Below are 19,530 nucleotides of genomic sequence, written 5' to 3'. Positions count from 1 at the left end.
ATCTATATAATAATTAGTATAAACAAGTAATAATTATAGATTTTTAGTCCATACTACTAATAATCTATTTTTAAATATAATAACAATGGAGGAATTTAGTATGTCACTTATTGGAAAACAAGTAGAAGAGTTCAAAGCACAAGCTTATAATGCCGGTACTGGCGATTTTATTGAGGTTTCTCAAGAAAACCTAAAAGGTCAATGGAGTGTTGTTTGCTTTTATCCAGCAGATTTCACATTCGTTTGCCCAACTGAACTTGAGGATCTTCAAAACCAATATGCAACATTAAAAGATTTAGGTGTAGAAGTATATTCTGTATCAACAGATACACATTTCACACATAAAGCATGGCACGATTCATCAGAAGCAATTGGTAAAATTACCTATACAATGATTGGTGACCCTGCACACGTTCTTTCTCGCCAATTTGACGTTTTAAGAGAAGAAGAAGGTGCTGCTGACCGTGGTACATTCATCATTGATCCAGACGGAATTATCCAAGCAGTAGAAATTAATGCAGATGGTATTGGCCGTGACGCTAGCCAATTAATTGATAAAATTAAAGCTGCACAATATGTACGTAACAATCCAGGTGAAGTTTGCCCAGCTAAATGGCAAGAAGGTGGCGAAACACTTAAGCCAAGCCTAGACTTAGTAGGTAAAATTTAAGGGGTGCCCAAAATGATACTAGATGCAGATATTAAGCAACAATTAGCGCAATATCTTCAGCTTTTAGAAAATGATGTGCTACTTAAAGTTAGCACAGGCTCGGATAATGTTTCAAAGGACATGCTGTCTCTCGTTGAAGAGTTGACAGCTATGTCTCCTAAAATTAAAGTGGAGCATACACAATTAGAAAGAACACCAAGCTTTAGTGTGAATCGTGTTGGCGAAGATAGCGGAGTGACCTTTGCAGGTATCCCTCTTGGACACGAGTTCACCTCATTCGTGTTAGCTCTCTTACAAGTTAGCGGAAGAGCGCCGAAAGTCGATCAAAAGCTGATCGACCAAATCATAGATTTGAAAGGCGAATACCACTTTGAAACATATGTCAGCCTAAGTTGCCATAACTGTCCTGACGTTGTACAAGCATTAAACGTAATGAGCGTTCTTAACCCTGGCATTACACATACCATGATTGACGGGGCTGCTTATAAAGAGGAAGTTGAAAGCAAAGATATCATGGCAGTACCAACCGTATTCTTAAATGGTGAAGCATTCGGTGGCGGTCGCATGACATTAGAGGAAATCCTATCAAAAGTAGGAGGTACTCCAGACGCTTCAGAGTTTGCTGATAAAGAGCCATTTGATGTTCTTGTTGTTGGTGGCGGACCTGCGGGTGCAAGTGCGGCCGTATATGCAGCACGTAAAGGCATACGCACAGGTATTGTTGCTGAACGCTTTGGTGGCCAGATTATGGACACACTTGGCATTGAGAACTTTATTAGTGTTAAGTACACTGAAGGTCCTAAGCTAGCAGCTAGCCTTGAAGAACATGTAAAAGAATATGACGTCGATGTAATGAACTTACAGCGTGCGAAACGTATTGAAAAGAAAGATCTTGTTGAAATTGAACTGGAAAACGGCGCTGTCTTAAAGAGTAAAACCGTAATCCTTTCAACTGGTGCCCGTTGGCGTAATGTCAATGTACCAGGTGAAGCTGAGTTCAAAAACAAAGGTGTTGCTTACTGTCCACATTGTGATGGTCCATTGTTTGCCGGCAAGCACGTAGCCGTTATTGGCGGAGGTAACTCTGGTGTTGAAGCTGCAATTGACCTGGCAGGCATTGTGAAGCATGTGACAGTTCTTGAATTTAATTCAGAATTGAAGGCTGACACTGTACTTCAAGATCGCCTTCACAGTCTTCCTAATGTAACAGTAATCACGAATGCTCAAACAACTGAAATTACGGGAACTGACAAAGTAAACGGTATTTCTTATGTTGACCGTGAAACTGAAAAAGAACATCATATTGAATTACAGGGTGTGTTTGTTCAAATTGGTCTTGTACCAAATACGGATTGGCTTGATGACACAATTGAACGTAATCGAATGGGTGAAATTGTTGTCGATAACCGTGGTGCAACGAGTATTCCTGGAGTGTTTGCTGCAGGGGACTGTACAAATAGTCCATATAAACAAATCATTATTTCAATGGGATCAGGTGCAACTGCGTCTTTAAGTGCATTTGATTACATCATCCGAAACAATTGGGATACAAAAGCTGATGAAGCTGAAAAGAAAACATTAGTTCATCAATAAGATTATATATAGGAAAGTCACTTTATTGCCCTACCGGTAGTAAAGTGACTTTTTTTATTTATATAAAAAAAGGTAAGAACGGTTTAAGTTCTTCCCTTTTTCTCATATTACGAATCCTCTTTATTCATGATGATTATCATGTCCATTATCGCCTTTAGGCAATGTCGTTGGCACCTGTGATTCTGTACCTGGTTCTACCAATAAAAATTGCCCCATCATACCGTCATCTTCATGACGCAGTAAATGACAGTGATACATATACGGAACATTAGGGTCAGGATAGTTACCAAACTCTACAACGATTCGAACCTTTGACCCATTTGGAACAAATACGGTGTCCTTTCTGCCTTTTTCATACTCTCGAGGTTCCTTATCGTTAATGTCCAAAATACGGAACGCTGCATTATGAATATGAAAATTATGAGACCAACCAAAATTATTAATTTCCCAAATCTCCGTTGTACCAGCTGGAACAACTTCATCAACCCGGTACATATCCATTACTTTGTCGTTAATTTTGTTCTCCATGGTTAATTTGAATTCACGAATCGGTGCATTCTTTGGTACTTCGATTGGCGGAACGGTTGAAAGCTGTCCATCTATTGGCTCTGATTCTTTTAAAGCTGAAGCTGCAATGATCTTCAACAAATCAAATTCCCCATTATCAATACCATTATTCCCACTATAACTACGGAGAATGGTTTCCTCTCCGGGCTTGAAATCCACCACGATTTCTGCACGTTCTCCAGGACTTAACATGATTTGTTCCATCGAAACTGGCTCTTGAAGAAGCCCAACATCATTCGCGACAAGCTTAAAAGAACGACCATCGGTAAAGCCAAAATGATATGCTCTTGCATTTGAACCATTCAACAATCGGAATCGAACCTGGCTTGATGTCACTTCAAGATACGGGTCATACGTTCCGTTTACAAGAATTTCATCCCCGAGTGTACCAAAAATCCCTTCTTCATCTTCTTTCATTTGACCATCACTCGCAAACAACTTATCTTGGATAATAAGCGGAATATCATCCACCCCATAATCAGAAGGAAGCTTTTTGGAATCTTCATCATCGATGATAAACATGCCAGCAAGTCCCTTATATACGTGTTGTGCTGTCTTCCCATGTAAGTGTGGGTGATACCAAGTAGTTGCAGATGGCTGGTCAATGGTCCAATGTGGCGTCCATGTCTCCCCCGCTTCAATCATCTGGTGCGGACCTCCATCCATTACAGCCGGCAATCTCATTCCGTGCCAGTGTAAAGTGGATGTCTCTCCTAGGTCGTTAACAACATTAAAAGAAACCTTGTCACCGCGCGAAACTCTAATGGTGGGTCCTAAATAAGTCCCATTAATTCCAAATGTGTCCGCCATTTTCCCTGGCAACAATTCAGTTTTTCCAGTTTGCATAGTTAAAGTAAAGTTTTTAGTGCCATCTGGTTCTATTGTAGGTTCGACAAGTTCTGGAATTTTTAATGGTTGCGTAAAGTCTAGCTCTCCTACATTTGTTATGATTTCTTCCTTTCCACAACCTGCCAAACTAATCATCAGTAAACTCATTAGTAGTGCAAAAAATCTATTATATGATTTCAATTTTTTCCCTTACTTCCTCTCTTACCCATTTGGTAGAATATGTTTTAAACCTTGTGTCTAGTCTATTTTACTACGTTTTTTCTTTGTCCATTTTGAATTACCACTTTGTCATAATTTTGACACATAATTAGTAAATAACGCCAACTTCTCGTCGATAAATAATTGTGTTTATATCCTAAACTTCGACAGTTTTGTCTCATCCTTTAAGGTACTATCTTAATAATGCTAATTACCTATTTTAAGGAGACCTAAGAAAAAAGGAGGTTTGTAATGAAGGATAAATTTGTTCTCATTACAGGTGCAAATTCCGGGATTGGAAAAGCTGCAGCGCTTAAATTTGCAGAAGAGGGATATCATGTGATTATGGGTTGCCGCAATATCGAGATTAGTTCTGTTGCCCACAGAGAGATTATTGAAACCACCAAAAATACCCATGTAGATTTAATGAAGCTTGATGTCTCTTCCTTCGATTCAATTCATGCATTTTGCACTGCTTTTAAAGAGAAATACCCACGACTGGACATTCTAATACATAACGCAGCGTACTTAAATCATGGAATAAAAGAATATAAACTCAGTCCCGACCATATTGAATTATCTTTTGCTACGAATACTTTTGGTCCTTTTTTAATGACGCGTTTACTAATTGATCATTTAGCAAAATCATCCGATCCAAGGATCCTCCATGCTTGTACAACAAACATCAAAAATTTCTTCGATCCAAAAAGAGAGATCGAATTCGACAATTTGCGTGGAGAACACAAGGATACACGTCCATATAGCACCTACAAGATGTATGGAGATTCAAAAATGGCGTTATTAATGTTAACCTTCAAAATGGCTGAAGAATTGAAAGGCATGGGTATTAAAATAAATGCTCTTCAAATTAACCGTGTAAAGCTATCAAAAGAGACGATTGACAAATTGAATTCTTTTTGGAAAGTGTTTGCCAAACTACAAAATCTTACTAACCCCGTACCATCTGGCATGGCCGACACATATTTTCATATCTGCACCTCGAATGATTTTAAAGATGTAACCGGACAGCTTATCAATCATAAAAGAGAAATTGTTCATCCAGCAACAACTGAAAAAGGATTTGCCCAATTAAAGAACGTCTTTGGTTCAAGTAGCTACCCTACTTACGCTATAAATCCTCAAAATGTAAAACAAATATGGAACATGAGCACTACGCTTACTAAAAATTTTACATTCTAACTGGTGAAAGCCCTTTTTTAGAACTGCTTAAAAACATCTACATCATTTTTTCCATCTCCATATATCAGATAGTAAAATTGTCTATGATTTAAATAATCGGATAAAATGGAAGATGTACATAAAACAATTTAGAGGAGTGGATGAGATGTCTGTAGATGTATATCTAGTTTTTAATGGCAATTGCCGGGAAGCTGTTGAATTTTACGCAAAAGTGTTTAAATGTGAAACACCTCAAATTATGACCTTTAGTCAAGCACCACAGAGTCCAGAATACCCGCTTCCAGAGGAAGCAAAAGATTTGGTGTTACATGCACGTCTTAACATTGATGGAAGTAATGTCATGTTTTCAGATAACTTCCCTGGTCAGCCATATACTGTTGGCGACAATGTTACACTTGCGTTAATTAGTAAAAATGTGGATGATTTAAAATCTTGGTATGAACAATTAAAAGATGGCGGCACAGTTGTTATGGAACTACAAGAAACCTTCTGGAGCAAGCTCTACGGTCAAGTAACAGATAAATTCGGAATCCAATGGCAAATTAACTATGACAACGGAGAGATGGCCATGTAAAAAAAAGATACAGACCTTTTCTTTTAAGAAAAGACTGTATCTTTTTTTGGCTTGTTTGAGTTTATTAAAATCTTCCGAAATGCCTCAACGAATTTCCCTCTTTTAAACTTTCCAATTCTTACATTGTTTTCCCAAAAAAAGACATGCTAATAAAAGGTAATGTGAAAAGACTTCCACTACATCCAAGATCCTCGAGTGATTACGCAGCTTTATAAACCTATGGTCGAAGGGAGTTTTATTGGTGAAATTGTTTCAAATCAGAAAAGGACAATTTGTCTATTACAATAATGAGTTACATAAGGTTTATGGGGTAAAACCAATGTATAAGCAATCTGTTCATCTTATAAAGTTAAGGGATTTATCACAGCATTTAACCAGTGCAGCACAAGTAGAAAGGTACAAGCCTAAGGAGCTTGATAGCTTTATTTTCAATCACAAGGCATATACGCTCAAACTCGACCAAAATGCTGAAGAAGGAGATTATATATTAATTCACAACCCAAGGCCCGATTCCTTAGATACGTATTCACTAAATGAAATTGAAATGGTTGAAACGGTAGATAAAAAAGGAATCATTACAAGTAATTCTCACGGCGTCAAGCACAATGAGTATATGTTAATGGTCCCCGGACGGGACAAAAACAGCCACCCGATTGATTTTAAAGACATGGAATCTGGTGATGTAGCAGACTTACAGGAGCTCCCACCCCAAAATGTGAATCTTTCAGACAATGTTTTGCTACCAGCCTTAGGAGACATCTATCAAAAAAAGGACAGTCCCGAATTATTTATAACGATGGTTCTGGCAGTTAAAGCCGAAACGGTTTATCTAGGAGGAGGACTAGAAGTATCGGCTTTTGAGTTGATGAACGCCGACAAGTGGGAGTTCCTTTATAATCTTCAGGATTAAGATAACCTCTTTTCATGTTCGAATGATGACACAAAAATATTGCATTTATTTTACTAGGAGGTTCCCATGGCTAAGAAAGGTCAAAACGGTTCAAGTGTTTTTATTATTTCATTAATACTTACTCTGATTTTTATTGTATGGGGAGTCTTTTTTACAGATAATCTCGCTCATGTCACCGATATCATCTATAATGGTTCAATTGATTACCTCGGCTGGGTATATCTTGCGGCGACCTTATTCTTTGTGATTTTCTCTGTATTTTTATTGTTCTCAAGATATGGTGATATCCGGCTAGGTAAAAAAACAGACCGGCCTGATTTCAATACCGCTTCTTGGCTTGCGATGTTGTTCGGTGCAGGGATGGGAATAGGGATTGTCTATTGGGGTGTTGCCGAACCAGTCACCCATTACACTAGCCCTCCCTATGGCGAGCCTTATACGATTGACGCAGCTAATACCGCAATGAAATATACCTTTTTTCATTGGGGTCTAGACCCTTGGGCGATTTATACAATCATTGGTTTAGCACTTGCTTTTTTTCAATATAATAAAAAGCTTCCCGCATCAATCAGTTCAGCATTTTATCCAATGCTTGGCGATCGAATCTACGGACCGATTGGAAAGACAATTGATATACTATCCATTTTCGCAACAGTTTTTGGAATTGCCACATCCTTAGGCCTTGGTGCCATGCAAGTTACGGCTGGAATGCATGACATATTCGGGGTTCCTAATGGGTTAATCGTACAGCTAATTGTGATTGCAGTCGCAACAGTCCTGTTTACAATCTCCATTAATACAGGCTTAGAGAGAGGAATCCAATACTTATCAAATGCTGCAATGATTTTATCGTTTGCGATTATGCTCGCAATTTTAATTTTGGGACCAACTTTGACTGTTATAAAAGTATTTTTTAATACAACAGGTCTCTATATTAGTGACTTTATTCATATGAGTTTAAGGTTACAGCCTTTTGGTACAGGGGAATGGATTGCATCATGGACTCTATTTTATTGGGCATGGTGGATTGCCTGGGCGCCATTCGTGGGAATGTTTATTGCACGCGTTTCTAAAGGAAGAACGGTAAGAGAGTTTGTTATTGGCGTCTTGATTTTCCCTACCCTTGGAACATGTCTTTGGATGTCCGTATTTGGGGGTTCTGCATTAGAACTTGTTCAAAACACAGGAAATCATGATCTAGCAACCCATATTACTGAAAATGTTTCATTGTCCATCTTTACATTCTTTGATTATCTCCCATTAAGTTCTTTGTTAAGTATTTTGGGGTTTGCGGTGGTCGCCATTTATTATATAACGGTTGCTGATACTGCCACCTTTGTACTCGGCATGTTGAGTGAAGGCGGAACATTAAATCCTTCGAATAAAATTAAAGTCACGTGGGGCGTTATTCAATCAGCTCTAGCCGCTGTACTGCTCTTAGCAGGAGGATTGGAGGTATTGCAAACAGCCTCCATCGCAGCAGCGCTTCCTTTTACAATTATCTTGATTGTCATGTGCTTCTCATTATTGAAAGGTTTAAAAAGTGAAGTTGACGTACAAAGAGGAAATAAAAATATAACCCGCTCCATAAAGAATTGACAGCACAAAAAATCTCCTTGATTCCAAGGAGATTTTTTATTGGATAACTTCCAAATAGAACCACTCTTATAAAGGATTGAAAAAGACCTGTCTCCCTCCTTTGTATGCTATAATAGTCTAATAGTTTTTGCGCATCAGGAGGTTACATAATGAAAATGAATAAGGGCATCTTATTTGTACTATTAGGTGCTGGATGTTTTGGTTTTACACCGATTTTTGCTAAATTGGGTTTTAGCTATGGTTATTCCCTCGGCCAAATTAATATTGTTCAGATGATTATATCCTCGTTTATATTATGGTCTATCACCCTAATAAAACGCCCTAGCTTTAAAGGGCTGAATAAAAAGAATGTCCCACAAATTATGATTACCGGTTGTTTTATCGGATTAACAAGTATTTTTTATTATGGCTCGATGCAGTATCTGCCAGCCTCATTGGCCATCATTTTAATGTTTCAATTCGTTTGGATTGGAATTATATTAGAGTGGATTTTCACCAAAATAAAACCCGCACCTATCACGATTCTATCTATCGTATTCATTTTGATCGGGGTCTTTTTTGCTTCCAATATAGTAAATGGCGACATCCAAGGGCTCCCTCTTAAAGGTTTCCTATTTGGGATTCTTTCTGCATTTACGTATGCGGGGTTTATTTTTTTCAGCGGAAAGGTTGCAGTAGATGTAGATCCATTAACTCGGACTTCCTTAATGGCAACTGGGTCAACCATCTTAATACTTGTCCTTTTCATGCGTGAAATACCATCCGTACTGCCATTGGAGACAAACTTATTATCAGCTGCCGCAGGTGTTTCACTATTTGGAGCCGTTCTTCCCCCACTCTTTTTCGCAGTGGGCTCCCCATTGGTTCCCGGTGGAATTGCGAATATATTAACATCCATTGAATTACCTATTGCTATTCTATCAGCCAGTCTTATTTTATCTGAAACCGTTTCGGGGCTTCAGTGGTTAGGTACAATTATTATAATAGCAGCGATTGCATTGAATGAACTTGGTAGTAGACTTACTAGAGCAAGAAAGCAAGTTGAGGGGTAGCGTTTTGGAAGCTTACTAGAACACCCTTCATAATTAAAGCGTCAATGACATAGAATAGTCTTTGACGCTTTTTTAATAAAAACCAATTATACCTTTTTAACAAACTCTGATTTTAATTTCATTGCTCCAAACCCATCAATTTTACAGTCGATGTTATGATCGCCTTCTACCAAACGTATACTTTTCACTTTGGTACCTTGCTTTAGTGTGGATGAACTTCCTTTTACTTTAAGGTCTTTAATAACCGTTACAGTATCTCCATCATTTAATATATTTCCATTTGCATCCTTGACTACATTATTATCTTCATTACTCTCCACTTCTGACCCTTGAGCCCACTCATGACCACATATTGGGCAAACCAATAATGCTCCATCCTCATAAGTGTATTCAGAATTACATTTTGGACAATTTGGTAGATTGCTCATAAATTTAATTCCTCCATTAATTATATTGATATCATCCTCTACATATTAGCATACTTTATACTTTACTATGACCAGCGGTATCCCTTTTTAAAGACTACCAGAAATATTCTTGCAATATAATTGCCATAGATGTTACCAAATTAACACCTCCCTGTTCTTTGTCTAGCAAAAATCTATGTTACGATTATTGAAAATTAGCAACTAAAGGAACATGGAGGGTAAAAGAATGCTTAAAAAAATGGTCTCAATTTTGGCGGGTACTGTGCTCTCAGTAACAGTAAGTGCTAATGTACAAGCTTCAACGATTACAGTTCAAAAAGGAGATACGCTTTGGGAGCTCTCAAGGGCAAATAACTCATCCGTAAAGAATATCAAAATGTTAAATCAACTTATGACAGACCTTATCCATCCTGGGGATGAACTTACTATAGTACCCGAAAAACAATATACAGTTAAGCAAGGGGATACATTATGGGATATAGCAAGGGATCATCAGGTTACAGTTTCTCAACTTAAACAGTGGAATCAATTACATACAGATCTGATCCATCCTGGATTAAATCTAGTAATCTTTGAAGGTGTAAAAGCAACGGCTGCTATTACTGCGGAAAAACCGGTACAGTCTGTTGAAGTAGCAACAAAGGTAAGTGCAAGTTCAGTACCTGCTGTTGAAACACAAAAGGAAACGATAGCTACAGCACCAACAACTGAAGCTGCAAATACTAGCACTGCATCAGCGCCAGCTACTGAAACAAGTAAGACAGGTTCAAAGGAATTTATCATGGAAGCTACAGCTTACACCGCAACTTGTGAAGGATGCTCAGGCATTACATCAACTGGAATTAATCTATTAGAAAACCCTAATGCAAAGGTGATCTCAGTTGACCCATCTATTATTCCTCTTGGCAGCAAAGTCTATGTGGAAGGCTATGGAGAAGCAATTGCTGGGGACACTGGTGGAGCTATCAAAGGAAACAAAATCGATGTCTTTATTCCTTCTAAACAAGAAGCCATCAATTTCGGAAGAAAACAAGTGAAGGTGACTGTTTTAGACTAATTCAGAATTAGCTTTGCTTTAGTTAGGACACTGCAAAATCATGAAATTCGAGGTTTCACAGTGTTTTTCTTATAAAATGTAAAAGCCACACTTGTGTGGCTTTTACAAAGGATTTTATTTAATGGCTCTCTGCGTTATTCAAACCATTCAATCGAACTTGGTTCAATATTAAAGCACCAATCATTTGAATGATCGTCTTAACAATAATTTGCCCTAAAATAGCCGCTGGTACAGCCTCCCAAGGTAGAATATTAGCCCCAAGAGGACTTAAACCAATCACTACAAAAATAACAGAATCAAGAAACCCTCCAACAATGCCACTGTAGAACACACGCCAAGCTATTGGTAGTTTCAATCTCGTATAAATTTCTGTATCAGCTGATTCGGACACAATAAATGAAATAGCCGAAGCCACCACAATCAATAATGTATCCCCCAGCATGAATGATACCAATGCTGATAAGATTAAAGCTATGAAAATAAATAAATATGTTTTCCTTCTACCATATTTATGTTGCACCAAGTCCCGGAGAATAAAGGTCGCTCCAACCAACAGCGTACCCATTGGCACGATAAAAATTCCAAACTGTAATGGCGCTAATGCTGCTGTTACCACATTTGCGGTAACAATCGATAACAAGTAAAATAGTATTCTCATGATATTACTCCTCTAAGTTTGATTTCCCTAAGTAAAATTCATCTAGCCCTTTTTTGCGCAATTTGCATGCCGGGCATTCTCCACAGCCATCTGCGATTATACCGTTATAGCACGTTAATGTTCTTTTCCGGACAAATTGAAGTGCTCCAAGCTGATCAGCAAGCTCCCAAGTTTGTGCCTTATTCAACCACATTAACGGTGTGTCTATCACAAAGGAATCGTCCATCGATAAATTTAACGTTACATTCAGCGATTTCATAAAAATATCTCGGCAATCAGGATATCCGCTAAAATCTGTTTCACTAACGCCAGTCACGATATGCTTTGCCCCTACTTGACGCGCTAAAACTCCAGCAAATGAAAGGAAGAGCAGATTTCGACCAGGCACAAAGGTGGATGGCAACTCGCCATTTTCTCCCGCTTCTACCTTTATTTCTTGACGTGTCAATGCATTCGGAGCAAGCTGATTCAGTAGCGACATATCAAGAATATGATGTTTGACACCCAGTTCTGCTGTTATATCCTTTGCACATTGGATTTCAAGCCGATGCTTTTGACCATAATCAAAAGTGACAGCTTCAACCTCTTCAAAACGCTCCTTTGCCCAAAACAAACATGTTGTGCTATCTTGACCTCCACTAAACACAACAATTGCTTTTTCTCGCTTCATTATCAAAACCACCTTTTAACGAAAAAACAGCACCCTAAGAAAAAGTGCTGTTTCTTAGTTTTTTTAAGAGGGTAGCTAAAAACCTCTTTCTTCATTCAATTCTTTTTTATCGATTATCGATTTTTTCAGGATTTAAGTCATGGTTCATTAAACGGTAATTCGCCATTTCCTCATATTTCGTTCCTGGCTTCCCATAATTACACCATGGATCAATCGAGATACCTCCACGCGGAGTAAATTTCCCCCATACCTCGATATATCTTGGATCAAGTAATTTGATTAAATCGTTCATTATGATATTCACACAATCCTCATGGAAATCACCATGATTTCTAAAGCTAAATAAATATAATTTTAATGATTTACTCTCAACAAGTTTTTTGTCAGGAATATATGATATATATATTGTCGCAAAGTCAGGTTGATGTGTAAGTGGGCATAGACTAGTGAACTCTGGACAATTAAATTTCACAAAGTAATCACGATTAGTATGAAGATTATCTACTGCTTCAAGTACCTCTGGTGCATATTCAAATGAATATTGGGTATTTTGATTACCTAATAGTGTTAAATCTTTTAAACCTTCTTCATGGCTTCGGCCAGACATAAAAAAAACCTCCTTGTAAATGTATCCCAACACTTGTCAAAAGAGGTTTAGCCAGTTCTATAAAATACGTATGTAAAAAACAGAAAAAGCCACATCCGCTTATGGACATGGCACTTGTCATGTTTCCATAGTTTTTTATAGAGGGTATCAGCTATGAACCTCTCCCATACTTGCCTGGGCATTCTTTACTTCAATCTAATATATAATATTTAGGTGAGAACGTCAAATGGAATGTTTAAAGATGCCATTATCCTTTCGGTGCAAAATCTACCGCCTGGCGAATAGCTTCAGTTAAGCTTCTTTCGTCCACAATCCCTTTACCTGCAATATCAAAAGCAGTACTATGGTCAACACTCGTACGAATAATGGGTAAGCCAACTGTTCGGTGCCGATAACAGCATCGGTTGAACTATTTTATAGAGACGTACTCCTTATCCTCCGATTCGACATAAGGTATGGTTAGTGGTCCTAATGGAAGTACCGCAACAGACATGTCTTCTCCATACTTTTCTTTAAGATGTTCTAACGTTGCTTCAATATTGTGTGTTGGCTTCAACATCGCCTGTGTCACTTGTTCATCAGTAAGCAGAGAATATACATATACATCCGCCCATACTTGTATGACTGCCTGCTTTTGTACTTGCCATTGATCAAAGGTTTTAAATTCAGGATTATTAATCATATCTAGGAGTTCTTGTGGGGTATTGGCCATCTTTAATATGTCCGAATAATTCCCGTGGCTTGGAAGTCCATCCGAGCACTCTGACGCGACAATAATCGATCCGCCTTTTTTTACGATTTTGTGGGCTGCACTCATACCTTTTACAGCTTGGTACAAATTTTGATCGAGTGGGTAGCCAGAATTTGATGTGATAACTACATCAAAACGCTGATCACATTTCGTCATTGCATGCTCTTTTGCAAATTCACAGCCTTTGTCATGGGCTGCTATTAATTCTCCAGCAAACACATTTGTAATTTGTTTTTCACGGTTCAAGGTAACATTCAGCATGAAATGTGGTTTGCACATCATGTTTATCTCTCTTGTCATCTCCTGCAATGGGTTATTCTCCATATTTCCCCAAGTAGCTAATGGATCACCGATCATCCTTGCATTATGGAAGGTCATTATGGTTTCTATCCCTGCAATCCCAGGCATGATTCCCTTTGGTCCACCCGAAAAGCCAGCAAAAAAATGAGGCTCAATAAAACCCGTTACAATTCGAAAATCTGCTTCAACATATTCTTTATTTAAATATACATCACATCCAAATTTACTATGTCCTACTTTGACCAGTGTTTCCTTGTTATGACATTGGTTATTAATAATCCGAATGTTATCAACAACCCATTGTCCTAACATTTGGATAAACTCTTCCTTCGTTTGGTCACGATGTGTACCCGTCCCATTAATAATCACAAAGTTTTCAAGCGGAACATGACTTAATTCTTTTATTAAAGCTGGGACGAGTTTTTCATTTGGTGTCGGCCTGGTAATATCACTAATCACAATGGCTACCTTATCCGTTGCTTTTACCATTTCCGCTAAAGGTGGTGACCCAATTGGATTTTTGAGTGCCGCTTTTAAAGCCCCCATTTCATCATTCAGTCCTGAGAGATTTTTCGGTTCAAGAATGAGTGCATGATCCGGAACATTGATCGTTAAGTTGTCTTTTCCATATAACAAAGTTGTTTGCATTTTCTTCTCCCTTTCATCCATCATTTCTAATAAATAACCACCCCTAGCCTCTTAATCAGCCAGGGGTGGGGTACTTTTTTATACTGGTAATCCAGGATCTTTTGGCATCTTAGGATTTTCCAGTTTACCGTCAATGCCTTTACTTCGTTGGTATTTATCCACCATTATTACAGCAACTGGACAAAGAATGGCTGTCGTTAAGGTAGATATTGAAATTTGCATCGTCGCCAAGTTCGCAATATCCTGATAAGCCTGGGCTTCTGCAGCGCTCATCATACCAGAACCTGATGCAACAACTGCAGCAGCTGCGATTGCTGCCGGCGTACCTACTGCATTACCTGCTGTAGACGCCTCAGCTACTGGCGCGATATAACTTTTTTCTCTAAACAGCTTAAATACGAGAATTCCAGTTAATCCAGTTAATACGACCGTCATAATCCCCAGAAGCAACCCAGCCCCAACGACGCTTGGATTGAAGAATGTCATAAAGTTCATCCCAGCACCTAGTGCAAACGCAAAGAATGGAACTGGTAGGATTTCACCCGGAGCTAAAAATTCACGAACCTCAGGGTCAAGGTTCCCAAGAATCATTCCTAATGCAATTGGCAATAAAACAGCGATAAACGCAATAATTGGGAATTTAGAACCTAAAAGACCTAATGACATTAACGTAAAAAATGGACCATCATTTAAGGATAAGACAGATACGGCACCTACATCCGATCTATTTCCATATTGGCCTGTCAAAGCTGCATACATCCCACCGTTTCCATTTGTCATTGCCGCAATTATTGCCATCGTTGATAACCCAAGAAAACCATTCATTGGATCAAAAAGGTATCCAAATACTATACCAACAGCAAGACCCGTTAAATATTTTGACGATGTCAGCAATACTCCTTTTTTCAAAGCAATTCCACCGACTCTAAGATTCATCTGGCTACCTGCACAGAATAGGAATAATGCGATCAATGTTAATGAGCCATTTTTAAATAACGCTTCAGAAAAACCACCAATACGTAAAAGCTCATAATGGCCGTCAGCTGTTGGAGCAACTCCTAAAGCTTTTAAAAAATTCATAACTGCTGGTATGTGCATTTGATCCACTGTATTAAACAATGCCCCTAGCATCAATGGTACAACCATCAATCCACCTGGTACTTTTTCAATTGCTTGCTTAATCTTCATTTCTTTTCTCCCCCTGTCTATTAAAAAAATAAGTGCGGCAAACTTGCTCAGCTGTTTGTTCTAATAACTTTTTCGTTTCCTGCATCGCATCCTCTAAACGTAATGGACGATTAATAATACTAAATACCGCAATGACCCCAAATTGATACAACGTTTGAATTCCTTTACCAACAGACCCTGCAATTATAATAGTTGGGATGTTTAGTTTATTTGCTGTTTGTGCCACCCCCATTGGAGTTTTTCCAAATGCCGTTTGAAAATCTACCTGTCCTTCCCCCGTGATCACAAGATCAACATCCTCAAGATGATCGACAAGTTTTGAATATTGGATAACAACATCTATCCCTCTTTTCATTGTTGAAGGGAAAAATGCTTGAAAGGCTCCGCCTATTCCTCCGGCAGCTCCAGCACCCGGCATATCATGTAATCGGATTCCTGTTACCTGTTCTACCACATTCGCCCAATGGGTAAGATTTTGATCGAGGATCTGAACCATTTCATCTGTTGCACCTTTTTGTGGTCCAAACACATGAGAAGCTCCGTTATCACCTACAAGTGGATTTTCCACATCCGAGGCAATTAAAAAATGACTTTCATAAATCCGTTTGTCAAAATGATCCATACGTACTTCGTGAATTTGACTTAATGCACCTCCACCAAAGCCAATATCGTTCCCTGATTTGTCAAGAATTTGTATACCAAGAGCCTGTAGCATACCAACTCCACCATCATTTGTGGCTGAACCACCTATCGCTAATACAAATTTTCGGTACCCATCGTCAAGTGCTCTCTTAATTAATTCTCCGGTACCAAAGGTTGTTGCAGTCAATGGGTTACGCTCTGAAAAACTTATTAAATCCAAGCCAGAAGCACTGGCCATTTCAATAATGCATGTCTCATTATCACCTAGAACCCCGAAAAATGCCTCGATCGGTTTACCTAGAGGACCAGTTACAGTTACTGCAACTTTATGTCCTGCCGTCGAAGTAATGAGATTTTCCATTGTTCCTTCTCCACCATCTGCCATAGGTATTAATTTTGTTTCTGCATGTGGAAATGCATTTATTATTCCCTTTTCAATTGACAAGGCTGCTTCAATTGCTGTCACGCTGCCCTTAAATGAATCGGGTGCAATTAAAATTTTTATTTTGTAACCCTCCCGTTGTAAACGTTTACAATTATCTGTTTATTTATTATAACGTACTTGCTTCAAATCTTCTTTATATGTAAAATACAAATTATTATATAAATTCAAATAATTATTTGTGCGCAATAACCAAAAGGAGAATTCAATGATCACGCGGGAAATTGCTGAGATGCTTGTAAAGGAAACATCCAAAGTTATGAATTTAAATATTAATATAATGAATGAAGAAGGAGTCATTATTGCAACGGGTGACCCCTCTCGTCTGAATTCAATCCATGAAGGTGCTTTAGAAGTTGTTAAAACCGGACAACTACTTGAAATTACATCCGAAAATCAAGGGCAACTTCGTGGAACACAACAAGGAATAAATTTACCGATTCATTTTCATGATGAGGTTGTTGGAGTCATTGGTATTACTGGAAAACCAAGGATGATAGGTGATCGTGGTGGTCTTGTAAAAATGATGGCAGAACTTTTAATTAAGCAAGCTTATATGGCTTCACAGACGGAGTGGCGCCAAAGAACAAAAGAAATGATTATCGAAGAACTATTAAAGGAAGAACCGAACACAAGTAATATTGAACGCTGGCTTAGTCTACTTCAAATGAAGCTAAAGGGTCCTTTCGTCATTAGCTTAATCGAGATCGTTGATTATTCTTTTTCAAGTCACTTGCTTATTAAAAACACGGAAGAAGTGATTGGTAAAGGAAAGGTGCTAGCAGGATTTGTACATGTTAACAAATTGCTGTTGATTTTATCTGAGGTTTCTCATGAGGAAGCAAAAAAGAAGTTAACAAACCTTCATAAAGAATTTGAAAGAATGCAGGTTCATGCTCGTTTGGCATACTCTTCACATATTGATCATCTTCTTATCATTAACCAAGGTTTTTGTGAATGTGAAATGGCCTTAGCCATAAGTAAATCTGAACATAAAGTAATTTCTTATCTAGACATCGAACCTGAGGCACTCGTTCACCAAATTCACCCGAAGCTAGCTGAACCGTTTTGCAAAAGAATACTACAGGGCGAAGGTGATCTTAATAATCATTTAGACACGCTCCAAGCATTCTTTGACTCTAATTTTAATATAAAGGAAGCGGCAAAAAAACTTTACATTCATCGCAACACTTTAATTTACCGTCTGAATAAAATCAAAACAGAAAGCGGATATGATCCGCAAAACTTTAACGATGCCTTCGCATTACAAATGGCCATTTGGTTACATAAAAGAGCTAGTTCTCCACCGAATTGAGGAGGTAGAGAACTAGCTGTTAAAAGAATCATAGTAATTGTATTAATTAGTGTAACGAATACATCTTTTTAATCCTTCATATCCTTTTTCCATCGTTAAGTCGTTGCTGCCGAGGAAGCAGCTGCTTGGTCAGCTTTCACACAATCAATGGCGACAACGATTGCAATGATGATGGCTTCCACCTCTTCATTTAAGATTTCAACCTTGTAGCTATCACCCCATGTAAACCACTCTTTGCTCACTTTGCCGACAACTTCCCCATGCTGTAAAACCTGAAAATCCATATCCCACCAATTGCCATGTACTTCAATCCCTGCAGCATCAATCGTATAACGTGCTTTAAAGAAGGAAAACTCTTTTTTAATTGTTAACACTTCCCGACCATTCACCTCAACGAAAAAATTGGGTAACCAGCTAAATACTTTTTTCGTAATGAGTGCAACTTCATCTCGTTTTGTATTCATAATGGAGAAGGTCTTAGGAACTTTCATAAAGCTTCCCTCTACATAATAGACATCCTTCTCCTGCTGATCTTTAACCGTAAACTTGCCACTTAAACTAAATACCTTTTGTTTTATATACAGTTGTTTCATCCAATCCTCCTCTCTCATTTTCGGAATTACCTACTACTTTCTATTATAAAATTATCTTACGATATGAATCAGTACATCTTTATATGTTCTACATGTTTTCCTCGAATACCTTCCTACCGAAAAAAGGGCATGCAACTATGGTTGCATACCAGACCCTGATTCATTCAACTTTTAAATGATCAAACTATTTTACATAATTACGCAGTTTGCCGATATGCTCAACCTCAACAGTAACTATGTCTCCTGATTTCATTGGGCAGCTTCCTGAAGGTGAACCAGTAGCTATTACATCGCCTGGCTCCAGAGTCATCACATTCGAAATCCAACTGATAAGATAAGGAATGGACAAAGACATCTGATTTGTATTGCCTTCTTGTACCACTTCCCCGTTTAACGTTGTAACTATGTTTAAATTAGTTGGATCTACTCCTGTCACAATCCAAGGACCCAAAGGTCCAAATGTGTCAAAACCTTTGCCTCGTGTAAATTGGGGATCCTTTTTTGTTAGATCCCGAGCCGTTACATCATTAAATATGGTATAGCCAAAAACAAAATCCAACGCTTCATCTTCCTTAATATTTTTCCCACGTTTCCCTATAATGAGTGCCAGTTCGCCCTCCATTTCCACCTGCTTCGTTAAGTGTGTTGGGGGAAGAATGATTTCCCCCTCATTTGGAATCAGGGAAGATGTAGGTTTTAGAAATAAAAATGGTTCTTTGAGATTAGCCGTACCCCCGGTCTCCTCTGCATGTTGTGCATATGTCCATCCAAAATTGATAACCTTTTGGGGTGTAACAGGCTCTAGTATTTTCACATCTTTAACTTTAACTTTTACGCCATCAAATTTGAACTTATCGTTTATCATGTCATTAAAATTACTCGATAACTGTAAAATTTCGTCATCTTCTACAATCCCATAATATACTTGGTTATTTTGACTCTGATAACGAACGATCGTCTGCGTTTTTTGCAATAACTTCATTTTCATACTTGTACCACCTAATTTTTTCATTTACTCT

The 19,530-nt window shown here is 38.2% G+C and carries 19 protein-coding genes, 1 pseudogene and 1 riboswitch; of the genes and pseudogenes, 9 read left to right on the top strand and 11 right to left on the bottom strand.

All coding sequences use genetic code 11. The annotated features are described in order from the left end of the window. The first annotated feature begins 100 nt into the window (after nt 1-100). Nucleotides 101-670, top strand: coding sequence for an alkyl hydroperoxide reductase subunit C (gene ahpC / locus DZB84_RS18805; RefSeq protein ID WP_116353855.1), 570 nt, complete (start codon nt 101-103; stop codon nt 668-670). 12 nt (nt 671-682) lie between these two features. Continuing rightward, the gene (ahpF, locus tag DZB84_RS18800; protein WP_116353854.1) at nt 683-2,263 is read left to right on the top strand and encodes an alkyl hydroperoxide reductase subunit F; all 1,581 of its coding nucleotides are present in this window, start codon (nt 683-685) and stop codon (nt 2,261-2,263) included. Between the two features lie 120 nt (nt 2,264-2,383). Here ahpF and DZB84_RS18795 read toward each other — a convergent pair whose 3' ends face one another. Further along, nucleotides 2,384-3,814: a multicopper oxidase family protein gene (locus tag DZB84_RS18795; protein WP_223254510.1), complete on the bottom strand. Its 1,431-nt coding sequence runs from the start codon at nt 3,812-3,814 to the stop codon at nt 2,384-2,386. Between the two features lie 315 nt (nt 3,815-4,129). Between DZB84_RS18795 and DZB84_RS18790 the strand changes: the two genes are divergently transcribed. The 5 genes from DZB84_RS18790 (at nt 4,130) to DZB84_RS18770 (ending at nt 9,212) form a co-directional block, all read left to right on the top strand. Then, entirely contained in the window at nt 4,130-5,077 is a 948-nt protein-coding gene (locus tag DZB84_RS18790) for an SDR family NAD(P)-dependent oxidoreductase (RefSeq protein ID WP_116353853.1), read from the top strand. 145 nt (nt 5,078-5,222) lie between these two features. Continuing rightward, a complete protein-coding gene (locus DZB84_RS18785; protein ID WP_116353852.1) occupies nt 5,223-5,651 on the top strand; it encodes a VOC family protein in 429 nt (142 codons plus the stop codon). A gap of 241 nt (nt 5,652-5,892) precedes the next feature. Beyond that, the gene (locus tag DZB84_RS18780; protein ID WP_116353851.1) at nt 5,893-6,561 is read left to right on the top strand and encodes a hypothetical protein; all 669 of its coding nucleotides are present in this window, start codon (nt 5,893-5,895) and stop codon (nt 6,559-6,561) included. A 66-nt stretch (nt 6,562-6,627) separates the two neighbouring features. Next, nucleotides 6,628-8,160, top strand: a complete 1,533-nt coding sequence (locus DZB84_RS18775) for a glycine betaine uptake BCCT transporter (protein ID WP_116353850.1) — start codon at nt 6,628-6,630, stop codon at nt 8,158-8,160. Nucleotides 8,161-8,309: 149 nt separating this feature from the next. Next, nucleotides 8,310-9,212, top strand: a complete 903-nt coding sequence (locus DZB84_RS18770; RefSeq protein ID WP_116353849.1) for an EamA family transporter — start codon at nt 8,310-8,312, stop codon at nt 9,210-9,212. 86 nt (nt 9,213-9,298) lie between these two features. Here DZB84_RS18770 and DZB84_RS18765 read toward each other — a convergent pair whose 3' ends face one another. Further along, nucleotides 9,299-9,640 carry a zinc ribbon domain-containing protein YjdM gene (locus DZB84_RS18765; RefSeq protein WP_116353848.1) on the bottom strand — a complete coding sequence of 114 codons (342 nt, stop codon included), beginning with the start codon at nt 9,638-9,640 and terminating at the stop codon, nt 9,299-9,301. Nucleotides 9,641-9,866: 226 nt separating this feature from the next. Here DZB84_RS18765 and DZB84_RS18760 point away from each other — a divergent pair, with 226 nt between their 5' ends. Further along, nucleotides 9,867-10,697, top strand: a complete 831-nt coding sequence (locus DZB84_RS18760; RefSeq protein WP_116353847.1) for a LysM peptidoglycan-binding and 3D domain-containing protein — start codon at nt 9,867-9,869, stop codon at nt 10,695-10,697. Between the two features lie 118 nt (nt 10,698-10,815). Here the strand turns inward: DZB84_RS18760 and DZB84_RS18755 are convergent, their stop codons facing one another. The 7 genes and pseudogenes from DZB84_RS18755 to DZB84_RS18725 all read right to left on the bottom strand — a co-directional run bounded on the left by DZB84_RS18755 (nt 10,816) and on the right by DZB84_RS18725 (nt 16,666). Next, nucleotides 10,816-11,355 (bottom strand): VUT family protein, encoded by a 540-nt coding sequence (locus DZB84_RS18755; RefSeq protein ID WP_116353846.1) that lies wholly within the window; start codon nt 11,353-11,355, stop codon nt 10,816-10,818. A gap of 4 nt (nt 11,356-11,359) precedes the next feature. Beyond that, on the bottom strand, nt 11,360-12,025 hold the full coding sequence (gene queC / locus DZB84_RS18750) for a 7-cyano-7-deazaguanine synthase QueC (protein ID WP_116353845.1): 666 nt from the start codon (nt 12,023-12,025) through the stop codon (nt 11,360-11,362). Between the two features lie 106 nt (nt 12,026-12,131). Then, entirely contained in the window at nt 12,132-12,632 is a 501-nt protein-coding gene (gene queF, locus DZB84_RS18745; protein WP_116353844.1) for a preQ(1) synthase, read from the bottom strand. A 121-nt stretch (nt 12,633-12,753) separates the two neighbouring features. Next, nucleotides 12,754-12,800: riboswitch (PreQ1 riboswitch) on the bottom strand. Nucleotides 12,801-12,879: 79 nt separating this feature from the next. Continuing rightward, nucleotides 12,880-13,014 (bottom strand): annotated as a pseudogene (locus DZB84_RS18740) (4-hydroxythreonine-4-phosphate dehydrogenase PdxA); the annotation flags it as partial. 27 nt (nt 13,015-13,041) lie between these two features. Then, nucleotides 13,042-14,331: a nickel-dependent lactate racemase gene (larA, locus tag DZB84_RS18735; protein ID WP_116353843.1), complete on the bottom strand. Its 1,290-nt coding sequence runs from the start codon at nt 14,329-14,331 to the stop codon at nt 13,042-13,044. 78 nt (nt 14,332-14,409) lie between these two features. After that, nucleotides 14,410-15,519 carry a 2-keto-3-deoxygluconate permease gene (locus DZB84_RS18730; RefSeq protein WP_116353842.1) on the bottom strand — a complete coding sequence of 370 codons (1,110 nt, stop codon included), beginning with the start codon at nt 15,517-15,519 and terminating at the stop codon, nt 14,410-14,412. Next, a complete protein-coding gene (locus tag DZB84_RS18725; protein WP_116353841.1) occupies nt 15,509-16,666 on the bottom strand; it encodes a glycerate kinase in 1,158 nt (385 codons plus the stop codon). The genes DZB84_RS18730 and DZB84_RS18725 overlap by 11 nt, the downstream gene beginning before the upstream one ends. A 145-nt stretch (nt 16,667-16,811) precedes the next feature. Here DZB84_RS18725 and DZB84_RS18720 point away from each other — a divergent pair, with 145 nt between their 5' ends. After that, nucleotides 16,812-17,918, top strand: coding sequence for a CdaR family transcriptional regulator (locus DZB84_RS18720; protein WP_116353840.1), 1,107 nt, complete (start codon nt 16,812-16,814; stop codon nt 17,916-17,918). Nucleotides 17,919-18,013: 95 nt separating this feature from the next. Here DZB84_RS18720 and DZB84_RS18715 read toward each other — a convergent pair whose 3' ends face one another. Then, nucleotides 18,014-18,511, bottom strand: a complete 498-nt coding sequence (locus DZB84_RS18715) for an LURP-one-related/scramblase family protein (RefSeq protein ID WP_116353839.1) — start codon at nt 18,509-18,511, stop codon at nt 18,014-18,016. A gap of 184 nt (nt 18,512-18,695) precedes the next feature. Continuing rightward, nucleotides 18,696-19,499, bottom strand: coding sequence for a fumarylacetoacetate hydrolase family protein (locus tag DZB84_RS18710; protein ID WP_223254509.1), 804 nt, complete (start codon nt 19,497-19,499; stop codon nt 18,696-18,698). Nucleotides 19,500-19,530 lie beyond the last annotated feature (31 nt).

Origin of the sequence: Bacillus sp. HNG, assembly GCF_003400205.1 — a bacterium.
Classification (GTDB): domain Bacteria; phylum Bacillota; class Bacilli; order Bacillales; family Bacillaceae_L; genus Ferdinandcohnia.
This window is presented reverse-complemented; position numbering and strand designations above follow the sequence as displayed.